The following is a 13,349-nucleotide window of genomic DNA, read 5'->3' as shown; positions in this document are numbered from 1 at the left end:
AGATCAAAATTCCCAAAATTTCACCCCTCAATTGAAAATAGTTATTAACGATAACGATTGAAATTGAGAATACGATTAAATTCATTGCCAATGGCTTATTAAAAGGCAATGAAATTGCTATTTTTACCTTTCATTCTACAGGAAATGACACAAAAAATTAAAAAAATCGGAGTTTTAACTTCGGGAGGAGATTCTCCCGGGATGAATGCTGCGGTTCGTGCAGTTGTACGTACCTGTGCTTATCACAAAGTAGATTGTGTGGGTATATACAGGGGATATGAAGGTCTAATAGACGGTGATTTTCACCCGATGGATGCACGAAGCGTACGCGATATCATTACCCGCGGTGGAACCATGCTTAAGTCTGCACGATCAGATCGTTTTAGAACACCCGAAGGTCGTAAAATCGCTTATGACAATCTTAAAGAATATGGTATTGACGCACTTGTCTTAATAGGCGGGGACGGTACCTTTACCGGAGGACTGGTTTTTAACCAGGAATTTGAATTTCCGGTGATAGGTATACCCGGCACTATAGATAATGATATTAGCGGTACAGATCGTACGCTGGGTTATGACACGGCCTTAAACACCGTGGTCGAGGCCATAGATAAAATACGCGATACCGCCAGTTCGCATAACCGCCTGTTCTTTGTTGAAGTAATGGGGCGCGACGTAGGCCATATAGCACTTAATGCCGGAGTGGGAGCTGGGGCAGAAGAAATCCTGATTCCTGAAGAAAATCTGGGACTTGAGCGTCTGCTGGAGTCTTTATTAAGAAGTAAGGCCAGCGGTAAGAGTTCTAGTATTGTTGTGGTTGCCGAGGGAGATAAAACAGGTAAAAATGTTTTTGAACTCAAGGATTATGTAGATCAAAACCTGGAAGGTTATGATGTACGGGTAGCGGTACTGGGGCATATGCAACGCGGCGGTTCGCCCAGTTGTTATGACCGCGTACTTGCCAGTCGTATGGGTGTAAAGGCTGTTGAGTCTCTTCTGGAGGGCGAAAGCAATTACATGGTAGGAATTCAACATGAAAAAATGGTTCTATACCCCATCGAAAAAGCCATCAAAGGAAAATCACATATTAATAAAGAGCTTGTGCGTGTCTCTGAAATAATGACCACATAAGCATAATACAAATCCAAACACAATTAAAAATGGGAAATTTAAAATTAGGTATCAATGGTTTTGGCCGTATAGGTCGTATCGTATTTAGAGCAACCGTTAAGCGCGACAATGTAGATGTTGTTGCCATCAACGACCTGCTGGATGTTGAACACCTCGCATACTTATTAAAATATGACTCTGTACACGGAAATTTTGACGGTACAGTAGAAGTTAAAGACGGTAACCTTGTTGTTGACGGTAAAACCGTACGTATTACCGCAGAGCGCGATCCTAAAAACTTAAAGTGGGACGAAGTAGGTGCTGATGTTGTTGCTGAGTGTACCGGTATCTTCACCACTATGGAAACTGCAGATTATCACATTCAGGCAGGTGCCAAGAAAGTTGTTATTTCTGCACCTTCTAAAGATGTGCCTATGTTTGTTATGGGCGTAAACCATAAAGATGTTAAAGCAAGCGATAATATCGTTTCTAACGCTTCTTGTACAACAAACTGTCTTGCACCTTTAGCTAAAGTATTAAACGATGCTTACGGTATTGAAGAGGCTTTGATGACTACCGTACACGCAACTACCGCTACTCAAATGACCGTTGACGGTCCTTCCAGAAAAGATTGGAGAGGTGGTCGTTCGGCATTGGTTAACATCATCCCTGCAAGTACCGGTGCTGCTGTTGCTGTAACCAAAGTTATTCCTGAATTAAAAGGAAAACTTACCGGTATGGCTTTCCGTGTGCCTACAGTTGATGTTTCTGTAGTTGACTTAACCGTACGTCTTTCTAAGGAGACCAGCTATGAGGATATCAAAAAGACCTTTAAAGCTGCTTCAGAAGGTGAGATGGCCGGCGTTTTAGGATATACTGAAGAAGATGTAGTATCACAGGATTTTGTAAGCGATCCACGTACCAGTATTTTTGATGCGGGTGCAGGTATCGAGCTTAACTCAAAATTTTTCAAGGTCGTATCCTGGTACGATAACGAATTTGGTTACTCAAACAAATTGGTAGATTTGGCTGAGTACGTTAATTCACTTTAATATAAGTTTCAACCCTTTAAGCCTGTTACAGGTTTAAAGGGTTTTTTAAACCCTTTCCACATGATATTATTAGTAGATAGCGGGTCAACCAAGACAGATTGGATTGCCCTTGATGCTGAAGGAAATGAGATATTTCAGACTCAGACTTTTGGATTAAATCCACAGGTTTTGTCTGCAGAAATCCTTACCGAGCGAATTATCAATAACTATGAGCTTTACAAGCACCGCCATGATGTAACCCACGTTCATTTTTATGGGGCAGGTTGTGGTACTCAAAAGCCCAGAGAACTTATAAAAGGAGTTTTTGATGAGTTTTTTGATAAAGCAGAGGTAATAGATATTAAAGAAGATACCTATGCAGCACTTTATGCTACTACTAAGAAGGGAGAACCCGGTATTGTTTGCATCATAGGTACAGGCTCTAACTGTAGCTTGTATGATGGCAAAGATATCGAGCAAAAAGTAACCTCACTGGGTTATATCCTGATGGATGATGGTAGTGGTAACTATTTTGGAAGACAATTACTGCGGGATTTTCATTTTAATAAAATTCCTAAAGAATTGGCTTACGAGTTTGCTAAGCAATTTGACCTTACTGCCGAAAGCATTAAGAATCATCTGTATAAAATGCCAAATCCCAACACCTATTTAGCGCAGTTTGCACGTTTTGTGATCACCAATAAAAATCATGAATACTGCAAAAAGCTTATACGCAAGGGCTTTAGATTATTTGTAGAGCACCAGGTGCTTCAGTTTGAGAATGCCAAAGAAATCCCTGTACATTTTGTAGGCTCTATCTCTTTCTATCTTCAGGATGAAATGAAAGCCGTGCTTGCTGAATACGATCTGAAAATGGGCAAAGTTTTAAAGAGACCTATTGAAGGATTGGTAGCCTATCACAAGAATTATATGCTGGTTAAGTAAACCACTGCGTAAATCAATAAAAAAGGCCTGAAACTTGGATGTTTCAGGCCTTTTTTATGTTTAAAATAGGTCACCCTATTTTAAGGCGATCATAGATATTTCCACATTTACGTATTTAGGCAGGTTGGCTACTTCAACCGTCTCGCGGGCCGGCGCGGTGGCTTCATCAAAATAGCTTCCGTAGACTTCATTAACGGCACCAAAGCTTCCCATATCGCTCAGGAAGATAGAGCTCTTAACCACGTGTTCAAAAGTGAGTCCGGCTTCGGTAAGTATTGCTTGCAGATTTTTCATAACCATTTCTGTCTCTTCAGCAATAGAACCGCTCACGAGTTCGCCCGTTTTAGGATCTAGCGGGATTTGACCGCTTATATAAAGCGTATCGCCTGCAAAAATCGCCTGATTATAAGGCCCTATGGGCGCCGGTGCATTTGGGGTACTTACTATTTTTTTCATCGTTTTTGGTTTTAGATGTATATGCGTTTTAATTTTTGAACTATAAACGTTGATCAGGTGTACGGCGTTGCTCGTACTTAAGATCGCTGAGTACACTTGATTTGATTCCGATAAAAAAGTTCCAGGAGGCGTAGGTGCCAAAGGGTGTCCAGGCAAAGGTCATATTAAAACTTTCCAGATCCCGGGCAAAGCGTAGCTGGGTTGGAGTAAACTTTCCGGTGGTGACGTCAATACCCGAAGAGGCTCCTACAAACCACTTTTCTCCCAGCTCCACATCACCGCTGAAGTTAATCGCATGGGACGTGATCCTGTTTTGTCTCGCGGTGTTACCGTAATTTACATTGTAATTGACCCTTAGATTCCACGGTATTTTGTAGTTATACAATTCCTGTTCTTCTTCCGGATCTTCGTCTGCTCCTTCAGAGTCATTAAATTTATTCTGCAATTGCCTGCTGTCTTCTCCGAGCAGATTATCCCGTCTGGCGCCATTACGGGCTGTTTGAGTGTCTTCGCCCTCAACATCATCATTTTCCTTTCCAAAGCTTTTGCTGCTAAAGGAGTATCCAAAGTTTGCACTGGCATTAGTGAGTCTAAACAAACTTCCGCCATTGGCGATATTTAGTTTATCGATGCGGTCGTTGTTGTTATTTAGCGCATAAGGATCTAAGGTCATATTAAAATTGACGCTAAGCTTGCTCTGAATAATGGGGATGGTTCCCCGTACGTTAACAGGGCTTAGTTTTAAGCTGTCTGCGAGAAAATTGTAATTGGTTGAGATTGCCAGATTGCTCAGCAGGTCAATTTTTTTGGGTTCAAGAGCAGTAGAGTCCTTGTCGCGTACTTTAGCTTCAATGGTATTGTTAACGTTAAAGCTGATTCCGCTGGAGCTGAAATTACCCGGAGCGCCGTAAAAGCCTCCATCAAAACGACTATAGGTTACCTCACGGGTAAGCGGGCCATTTGGATCATCGCGTTCGGGAGCCAGGAAGGTTTCATAATACTGGTCAAAAGCCGGATTATAATTAAAGGAAACGGTAGGCTTTACGGTATGACGGATTGCCTGTATTTTTTTGTCATCCCCGAAGTTAAATTGCCCGTATAGTGTAGTTCCCAAGCTGGTGCTGAAATTATAGGTGCTAAACCGGTCAAAACCGCCTATGGTATCGCGAACTATGCCCTGTTCCTCAACATCATAACGTTGGTTAATGGTTTCAAAAACCCAGCTCTCCTGAAAGTTTGTACTGGCCGAAACGCTTAGATAATCAAAGAGTTTAAAGTTAGTCGTAACGGGTATGCTGTGGCGAACGCCCAGTTCGGCATCGCGAAACATTTGAGGGGTGAAAAACAGGCTGTCTGTGGTTTGTATGCGGTTTTCACCACTACCCGAATAGTTGAAGTTGATATTTTGAAATATACCTTTTTTGGTGCCTGATTTTGGCGCAAAGGGATAGATACGGCCCACATTAACCTGTAAACTGGGCAGGGTCATATTTATTTGCTGCGTTTGGGTATTTTGCGAATGTCGTGCCGTAAGGGCCAGATTGACATCGGGTACGGTTTGAAAGGTTTTTGAATACGAAACAGATGAACTCAGCGTGTTGGTCAAACGGCTTGCTACGTTGTCAATATTTGTTGACTGCCTGAAATAGTTACTGCTCCCCAGGTTTACCGATGCCGAAAAACGACTGTTGGGGCTTGATTTGGTATCCTGGCTGTGTGACCATTGGATGTTGTAGGTGTTGGTTTCCGAAAAATCGGGTAATCCGCGTTCGCTGGCGAGTAAGCGCTCAAAACGAATGTTCACATTTCCACTAAATTTGTAGCGCTTTCGGTACGAGCTGCTTCCGCGCAACGCGTAGCTTCCGTTGGTGTAATAATCACCCTGTAAGGTGAGGTCTACATAATCATTGATGGCAAAATAATAACCTCCATTCTGTAAAAAATAACCCCGTTCGCGGTTTTCACCCGGCGAAGGCAGAATAAAACCTGAAACACTGGTTTCCTTTTCCATCGGGAAGTAGGCAAATGGTACACCTAATGGGATAGGCACGTCATAGACAAACATATTCACCAGACCGGTTACTATCTTTTTGCCGGGTACAAATTTGACCTTTCGGGCGTAAAAGTAATATTCGGGATCATCCTCATTCTCACTCGTGGTGAAACGTACGTTTTTCATAAAAACAACCGAGTCATTAACCCGTTTACTTACTTCATTTCTGATGTAGAATTCCTGTTGTTGTGTACGTGAGCCGTAGATCAGCGCTTTTTCGGTTTTAAAATTGTATTTGATGGAGTCTGGCTCTACGGTATTGGGTCCCTGAACAAAGACCGGAGCCTGGATATAGGCTCCCGTTGAATCTACAATTCCTTTAGCAAAAACAGTATTTGTAGTGTTGTCTACCACGATCTGCCCGGCCGTGATATTGATATCGGTATAGGTTACCTGAGCCTCATTGTAGAGGTAAAGTTTGTTTTCCCTTCTGTTGAAGCGACTGTAGTCTGTGGCATTGTATTTGACAATATCGGTAAGAGATTCTCTTGGGGCCTTGATGCTGTCTTTTGCGGTGGTGTCCTGTAAAGCTTCCGGTTTTTGCTCGCTTAGAAGAGTACCTTTGGGCATTAGCCTGTTAGTCTCAGAGGTGTCTGCGGGTATCGTGTTAAGCGTGCTAACCGGAAGTTCCTGAGACCATACAGACCCACATGTTATAAGGCTTAAGCCTAAAACCAGCAGTACTGAGAGGATCTTTGTTTGCAATGGGATTAATACTATTTTTGTAAATGTAAGGGCAAAATTCAAAGTGCCAAAATTACATCTATTTTTTAGAAGCCCTAGACAAACCCGGGTAAAATAGAAATGCCTGGATCGCACTGTGTTTTTAACAGTGCAAAAATGAAGCACAGGTTTTAAAATGATTGTAAAATAGCCCAACAAAATTGACGTTACCCAAATATGAGAACGATTATAACCTACTTATTAGTATTAATAGTTTTCGCTTATGCGAAAACAAGTTATGCCAATCTAAAACCCATTGATCTTAAGAAGTTTGTGGTGGTGATTGATGCCGGTCATGGCGGTCACGATCCCGGAAAAAATACCAAAAGCGGCATTAAGGAGAAAGACATTGCGCTCAAAATTGCTCTTTTGGTGGGAGATAAACTGAAGCGTGACCGGGATATTGAAGTGATTTACACCCGCAAAACCGATGTGTTTATAGGTCTAGAAGAGCGGGGTCATATTGCAAACCGTGCGAAGGCAGATTTGTTTATATCTATACACTGCAATGCCCATAACACGCAGGCTTCGGGAGCAGAAAGCTATGTTTTGGGATTACACCGTAACCAGACTAACCTCGAAGTGGCGAAGGCTGAAAACGAGGTGATCTTCTTGGAAGATAACTACAAGGAGAAATACGCTCAGTATAATTTAAATGCTCCCGAATCACTCATCGGGCTTACCCTGATGCAGGAAGAGTTTCTGGATCAAAGTATTCAGTTGGCGAGTTATGTTCAGGATAATTTCAGGGAAAAACTGAAACGAAAAGACCGTAGTGTGAAGCAGGCCGGTTTTGTAGTCTTACATCAGACCGTAATGCCCAGTATTCTTATTGAAACCGGATTTATTACCAATACGGAAGAAGGAAGGTATTTGAATTCATCAAAGGGGCAGGAAGAGATTGCGGGTTCTATCGCAGATGCGGTGATAAACTATAAAGACAATGTCCGGGCAAATGATTTTTTACCGGTTCAAAAAGAATTACCTGTAGCCCAAGTAGAAGATGTAGTGGTTGAAGATGCCGTATTTCGGGTGCAGATAGCTGCAAGCAGCCGTGACCTCGAGCCCAAAGCCTATAACTTTAAGGGGCTTTCCCCCATAGAACGGGAGAAGGAAGGAAAGCTCTACAAATACTATTACGGCAATACCTCTAATTACTCTGAAATTCAACGTAAATTAAGCGAAGCTCAGGCCAAAGGCTATAAAACCGCGTACATTGTGGCCTTCAAAAATGGGATTAAGAGAAACGCTAATGATTTTATAAATAAAAGTTAGTGGGTTAAGTCCCAAGAGATTTTATTCCTAAATTTGAGGCTCATCAAAAATTCACTGCATTGAACATTTCTAGAGAGGTAAAAACAGGTCTTTTAGCGGTTGTTGCCATCGCGCTATTGATCTTTGGTTATAGTTTTCTGAAAGGAAATAACCTGCTCAACAACGACCGTACATATTATGCAATCTATGATAATGTGGAAGGCCTTTCCCCGGGTTCTAACGTGACCATTAATGGTTTGGTTGTAGGTAAAGTACTTTCTATTGATTTTGCAGATACCAAAGGTGATCTTCTCGTGACTTTTAATGTTCAGAACGATTTTCAATTTTCAAAAAACAGTAAGGCACAAATTTACGGCGGCGGACTCATCGGCGGAAAAAACCTTTCGATCGTTCCGGAATACGATCTTGACGAGATGGCAAAGTCTGGTGATACGCTAGAAGGAACCATTGATGAAGGAATATTTGAGTTGGTAAATGAGCGTCTTACGCCATTACAGGCCAAAGTAGAATCAGTCATCAACAGTACCGATTCTGTCTTAACGGGCGTCTCCAATGTGTTAGATGAACCCACCCGCCGAAATCTTAGAGAAACCATCGCAGATATCAGCCAGACCGCTATTTACTTCAAGGAGGCTTCAAAAAATCTCAATACGCTTTTAGCCGATAATGATCAAAAGTTATCCCGTACCTTTACCAATCTAGATAAGATGTCTGCTAACTTCAGCAAAGTGAGTGACAGCTTATCTCAAATAAACATCAATGAACTGGTAGGGAAAATGGAGCGTGTGGTAGCAGATTTTGAAAGCATTACTTCTAAAATTGAACAGGGAGAAGGTTCTTTAGGTCAGCTTATTAACGATAAAGATATGTACAACAATATGGAGCGGGCCACCAAACAGATGGAAGAGTTGCTTCAGGACATAAAACTCAACCCCAAGCGCTACGTACATTTCTCTGTTTTTGGCAAGAACCCCGGTCCGTACGAGGAGCCTAAAGACTCACTTAAATAAAGCTGATGGAGTATTTACCTAATATTTTATTTATTCTGGCACTGGCTGCCGGCGTTGGTTTTTTTGTTATCAATTGCAGAAAACTCATTCGCAATATAAAATTAGGTCGTGATGAAAACCGCAGCGACAATAAACCGCAGCGTTTTAAAAACATGGCCAAGATTGCCCTTGGGCAGTACAAAATGGTACGCAGACCGGTTTCAGGAATCATTCACGTACTTGTTTATTTAGGTTTTATTATCATCAATATCGAAGTGCTTGAGATCATCATAGACGGGATCTTCGGCACACACCGTATTTTTAGCTTCCTCGGAGGCTTTTACGATTTTTTGATAGCTGTGTTTGAAATTTTTGCCCTGTTGGTTTTGGTGGGTGTGATTATCTTTTGGATACGGCGTAATGTGTTACATATAAAACGCTTCCTGAATAAGGAACTTAAGGGTTGGCCAAAACTTGACGCCAATCTTATTTTATATTTTGAAGTGGTGTTGATGTTGCTCTTCCTTACGATGAATGCGGCAGATCTTAGCCTTCAATTGCGAGGTGCTGATCATTATGCTCAGGCTTCAGGTGTTGTCGGGTCGTTCCCGGTAAGCCAGTTTATCGCCCCGTTGTTTGAAAACATGGACACGGCTTCCGTAATTTTAATTGAGCGTGCTGCGTGGTGGATACATATCCTGGGTATTTTGGTTTTTCTCAATTACCTGTACTACTCCAAGCACCTGCACATTCTTTTGGCATTTCCAAATACCTATTTCGCCAGGCTTAAACCTCAGGGGGAATTTGACAATTTAGAAGCCGTTACTAATGAAGTAAAATTGATGATGGATCCTGATGCCGATCCCTACGCGATGCCTGCTGAGGAAGAAAGTGATGAAGTTCCGGCTAAATTTGGCGCCAGCGAAGCAACAGATTTAAGTTGGGCACAACTTTTAAATGCCTATACCTGTACCGAGTGTGGCCGCTGTACCAGCGAATGTCCCGCGCATCAGACCGGGAAAAAATTATCGCCGCGTCGTATTATGATGGCTACCCGCGATCGTATTGAAGATATCGGCAAAAATATAGATGCTAATAAAGGGGAGTTTAAGGAAGACGGTAAGCAGTTGCTTGACGATTACATCACCCGCGAGGAACTTTGGGCCTGTACAACCTGTAATGCCTGCGTTGAGGCCTGCCCGGTTGGTATCAATCCGCTTTCAATCATTATGGATATGCGCCAGTACCTGGTTATGGAACAAAGTGCCGCTCCTTCTGACCTCAATAACGCAATGACTAATATTGAAAATAATGCAGCGCCCTGGCCGTTTAATCAAATGGACCGGGCAAACTGGATAAACGAAATCTAGCAACCAATCCTAATTATAATTTGAATCTCATGAAAAAAGAGGAAGTAGACAAAATGTTAAGTGAAAAATTGCAGGACGGCGAACACGTAAGTCCGGTTTTGCCCGAAGGAGTTAAAAACTACCTCATAGATATAGATGGTACGATTACCGAAGATGTACCAAATGAAGAGCCGGAGCGCATGGCGACCTGTAAGCCTTTTCCGGATGCTTTGGCAACCCTTAATAAGTGGTATGATGAAGGGCATATTATATGCTTCTTTACCTCACGTACCGAAGAGCATCGCGAAGTAACCGAAGCCTGGCTTGAAAAGCACGGTTTCAACTACCACAGTTTGCTTATGGGTAAACCCAGAGGCGGTAACTACCACTGGATAGACAATCACCTGGTGCGTGCTACGCGTTATAAAGGAAAGTTTACAGATTTAGTAGAAAAAGACGTTACCATAGAGGTATTTAAAGACTAAAAAAAGAACAGGATTTATGGCAGAAGCGATCAAAGTTCCTACAATGGCAGAATTTATGGCACAAGGCAAAAGCCCTGAAGTTTTATTCTGGGTAGGTTGTGCCGGAAGTTTTGACGACAGGGCAAAAAAAATAACCAAAGCCTTTGTAAAATTACTTGCAAAAGCGGGAGTGGAGTTTGCCGTGCTGGGAACTGAAGAAAGCTGTACCGGAGATCCTGCTAAACGTGCCGGGAATGAGTTTTTATTCCAAATGCAGGCGGTTACCAATATTGAGGTACTTAACGGTTATGAGGTCAAAAAGATCGTAACTGCGTGTCCGCACTGCTTTAATACCATTGCCAACGAGTATCCGGGATTGGGCGGTAAGTATGAGGTTTTACATCATACCCAGTTTTTAAAATCATTGATTTCTGAAGGACGTCTTACAGTAGAGGGCGGGAAGTATAAAGGCAAACGCATCACGTTTCATGATCCCTGTTATCTGGCACGCGCAAACCGAATCTACGAGGCTCCAAGAGATCTTCTGGCAAAGCTGGAAGTAGAACTTGTAGAAATGAAGCGTTGTAAAACCAATGGGTTTTGCTGCGGGGCAGGAGGTGCTCAAATGTTTAAAGAACCCGAGCCCGGAAACAAAGACGTAAATATTGAACGTACCGAACAGGCTTTAGAAATTAAACCAGACATCATTGCGGCAGGTTGTCCATTTTGCAATACCATGATGACCGACGGGATTAAGAATAAAGAAAAAGAATCTGAAATCGAGGTTTTAGATATCGCTGAAATGATTGCCGCTGCAGAAGATTTATAAGATTATCTAAACATTACTTTTAAAAAGCATCGTGAAAACGATGCTTTTTTTTTACAAGTTTTAAAATACATAAGTACAATATATGTAGCTAAAAAACCTACAAATAAAGGTGTAAATTCTAAATTATAGAGTTTAAATTGCTTTTTATCGATTAAATTAGCTTTTAAACTGAATTATATACTATATTTACAGAAACAAGTAGGATATGTGCCATTTAAACATAAATCAGAGCTGTGTCCGTATAGTGTTTTTTGTTTTAAGTATAACATACGGCACTTGCCAGATTACCGCTCAGGGAGTGGGATTTGGTACTACTAATCCACAAGCTACATTGCATGTGATGGGGGATTTGGAATTTTTACCAGATTTAGAAATAACACCAACGAGAATGGTTGGTATAAGTGCCTTGGGCGATTTGACCCATCTTCAGCTCTCTGGAGATTTAAATATCGTTGACGGTGAATTGCAAATTATTGAAGATACAACCGATGACAATATTCTTTTTGTAGGGGATGTCGACCAAAGTGCAGATGCTTCAGGTACCACGACCTATAATAATTATGATGTTGGTGTCGACTCTTTTAATAATGAAAATGCCGTGCTGCGTGTAACAGGAGAATCTAATGGATATAACCTTACCGGTTTTGCCAACGGTTACGACGGGCGTATATTTTATTTCTATAATGCTCAGGGGAATAATGTGACGTTTTTTAATCTTAACCCCGGAAGTAATCCTGAGAATCAAATCATAACAAGTTCAGGAGCAAACGAGGGTATCAATGGAGAAGGTGTCGCAGAATTCATTTACGATGGCGTTCAACAAAAATGGATTTTAATCAATTTACGTAGTTAGTGTTATGTGTAAATTACTCTTAATATTAACTTTCATAATTAGTCCTATTATTCGGGCTCAGGTAGGTATTGGTACTACAAACCCTCAGGAAACTCTGCATGTAGTTGGTTCTGTGCGGGTAGAAAATAGCCCTTTGACCACATCTGCTGTAGCCCTCGTTGGGGCAGATGATAAGGGTACTTTAACGACCTTAAATATTCAAAACACTCTGACAATTAATAATGGGAAAGTTAATGTGCAGGGAAATGTATTATATGGCATAGGAACTAAGGATCTTTCAGGGACTGTTTATGATGGAAATTTCATTCACAATTTAAAATTAAATCTAGGTCCGGGAGAATCTAATGAAGGAATGTCTGTAGTGAAAGTTTACAATTTACCAGCTAACGGTAAACTTACAGGCATTCAAGATGGAGTTGATGGGTTGCATCTCTTTTTTTACAACGTAGGTACGGGAAACATTCAGTTTATGGATGAATCTGATATAAATTCTGCAGGATCTTTGGCGGAGAATAGGATTAAAGTATTGGCTGGATCTGAGACTATCTCCGGTCAGGGTTGTGTAGAACTATTATATGATGGTACCTCTCAACGTTGGCTCTTTCTATCAATTCATGATTAATTAATACTATTGTCGTATGATCAAAAAGCTACTATACTATAGTATTTTCTTTCTAAGCATGTCAGCTTCGGCTCAAATAGGAATCAATACAGAAAACCCAACAGCATTTTTAGATGTTAATGGTACGGTTAGAGTTGAAAATTTAATAAATCCTACGGGTGTAGTTGTATCAATTACGGGAGTTACTTCTGCAAATAGATTGAGTAGAACAAGTACTGGGGCAGGATTTATAGTCAACGATAACACTCTTGAAATTGCACCTGTTACCCGTAATATCGGTGAGCTTGATCTCTCCGGTTTAGGGACAAATCTGTCTGACATAAGTGCTTTGCTTGGTGTTGGAGAAAATAATGAAACTTCGACTTTTATACGCGTGTTTGGTTATACGAGTACCATTGACATTAATGGAATATCCGGAGGTTTCCACGGAAGGCGTGTGACACTTTATTTTTCTGAAAATCAAAACGTAAGACTTAAGGAGAATAGTACTGCTGCTCAGGCAGAAAATAGATTTGTTACCTTGGCGACATCTCAAATCACCGTTAGTGGAACTGGTTTTGTAGAATTGGTTTATGATGCCAATGCTGGTCCTGATGGTCTGGGACGTTGGCTTGTTTTAAAATTCAATCCATAAGACTTCTTTATAGCCT

The 13,349-nt window shown here is 41.4% G+C and carries 13 protein-coding genes; 11 read left to right on the top strand and 2 right to left on the bottom strand.

Annotation, left to right across the window (positions count from 1 at the left end; translation table 11 throughout):
• Positions 1–144: 144 nt before the first annotated feature.
• From pfkA to ACSSS3_RS02390, 3 genes are read left to right on the top strand one after another with little or no spacing between them, the layout of a single operon-like run.
• On the top strand, positions 145–1,131 hold the full coding sequence (pfkA, locus tag ACSSS3_RS02400; RefSeq protein WP_228230879.1) for a 6-phosphofructokinase: 987 nt from the start codon (positions 145–147) through the stop codon (positions 1,129–1,131).
• A 29-nt stretch (positions 1,132–1,160) separates the two neighbouring features.
• The gene (gap, locus tag ACSSS3_RS02395) at positions 1,161–2,162 is read left to right on the top strand and encodes a type I glyceraldehyde-3-phosphate dehydrogenase (protein ID WP_228230878.1); all 1,002 of its coding nucleotides are present in this window, start codon (positions 1,161–1,163) and stop codon (positions 2,160–2,162) included.
• Between the two features lie 60 nt (positions 2,163–2,222).
• Positions 2,223–3,086 carry an N-acetylglucosamine kinase gene (locus ACSSS3_RS02390; protein ID WP_228230877.1) on the top strand — a complete coding sequence of 288 codons (864 nt, stop codon included), beginning with the start codon at positions 2,223–2,225 and terminating at the stop codon, positions 3,084–3,086.
• A 75-nt stretch (positions 3,087–3,161) separates the two neighbouring features.
• Here ACSSS3_RS02390 and ACSSS3_RS02385 read toward each other — a convergent pair whose 3' ends face one another.
• Together ACSSS3_RS02385 and ACSSS3_RS02380 are read right to left on the bottom strand one after the other, a co-directional pair.
• A complete protein-coding gene (locus ACSSS3_RS02385; protein ID WP_442846318.1) occupies positions 3,162–3,542 on the bottom strand; it encodes a RidA family protein in 381 nt (126 codons plus the stop codon).
• Between the two features lie 40 nt (positions 3,543–3,582).
• Positions 3,583–6,300, bottom strand: a complete 2,718-nt coding sequence (locus ACSSS3_RS02380) for a putative LPS assembly protein LptD (protein WP_228230875.1) — start codon at positions 6,298–6,300, stop codon at positions 3,583–3,585.
• Between the two features lie 195 nt (positions 6,301–6,495).
• On the opposite strand from ACSSS3_RS02380, the gene ACSSS3_RS02375 reads away from it, so the two are divergent.
• The 8 genes from ACSSS3_RS02375 to ACSSS3_RS02340 all read left to right on the top strand — a co-directional run bounded on the left by ACSSS3_RS02375 (position 6,496) and on the right by ACSSS3_RS02340 (position 13,333).
• Positions 6,496–7,593: an N-acetylmuramoyl-L-alanine amidase family protein gene (locus ACSSS3_RS02375; protein WP_442846317.1), complete on the top strand. Its 1,098-nt coding sequence runs from the start codon at positions 6,496–6,498 to the stop codon at positions 7,591–7,593.
• A 59-nt stretch (positions 7,594–7,652) separates the two neighbouring features.
• Entirely contained in the window at positions 7,653–8,603 is a 951-nt protein-coding gene (locus ACSSS3_RS02370) for an MlaD family protein (RefSeq protein WP_442846316.1), read from the top strand.
• A gap of 5 nt (positions 8,604–8,608) precedes the next feature.
• Positions 8,609–9,952 carry a 4Fe-4S dicluster domain-containing protein gene (locus ACSSS3_RS02365; protein WP_442846315.1) on the top strand — a complete coding sequence of 448 codons (1,344 nt, stop codon included), beginning with the start codon at positions 8,609–8,611 and terminating at the stop codon, positions 9,950–9,952.
• Between the two features lie 29 nt (positions 9,953–9,981).
• The gene (locus tag ACSSS3_RS02360; protein ID WP_228230871.1) at positions 9,982–10,416 is read left to right on the top strand and encodes an LNS2 domain-containing protein; all 435 of its coding nucleotides are present in this window, start codon (positions 9,982–9,984) and stop codon (positions 10,414–10,416) included.
• A gap of 16 nt (positions 10,417–10,432) precedes the next feature.
• Positions 10,433–11,224, top strand: coding sequence for a (Fe-S)-binding protein (locus ACSSS3_RS02355; RefSeq protein WP_442846314.1), 792 nt, complete (start codon positions 10,433–10,435; stop codon positions 11,222–11,224).
• Between the two features lie 388 nt (positions 11,225–11,612).
• Positions 11,613–12,077 carry a hypothetical protein gene (locus ACSSS3_RS02350; protein ID WP_442846313.1) on the top strand — a complete coding sequence of 155 codons (465 nt, stop codon included), beginning with the start codon at positions 11,613–11,615 and terminating at the stop codon, positions 12,075–12,077.
• A 133-nt stretch (positions 12,078–12,210) separates the two neighbouring features.
• Positions 12,211–12,699, top strand: coding sequence for a hypothetical protein (locus ACSSS3_RS02345; protein ID WP_442846312.1), 489 nt, complete (start codon positions 12,211–12,213; stop codon positions 12,697–12,699).
• Positions 12,700–12,715: 16 nt separating this feature from the next.
• Complete coding sequence (locus tag ACSSS3_RS02340) at positions 12,716–13,333, top strand: hypothetical protein (protein WP_442846311.1); 618 nt, start codon at positions 12,716–12,718, stop codon at positions 13,331–13,333.
• Positions 13,334–13,349: the final 16 nt, after the last annotated feature.

The sequence above is a fragment of the Leeuwenhoekiella sp. H156 genome (assembly GCF_052218455.1).
Taxonomy (GTDB): Bacteria; Bacteroidota; Bacteroidia; order Flavobacteriales; family Flavobacteriaceae; genus Leeuwenhoekiella; species Leeuwenhoekiella parthenopeia.
Note: the sequence above shows the minus strand (reverse complement) of the source record. Positions and strands in the feature narration are given on the sequence as shown.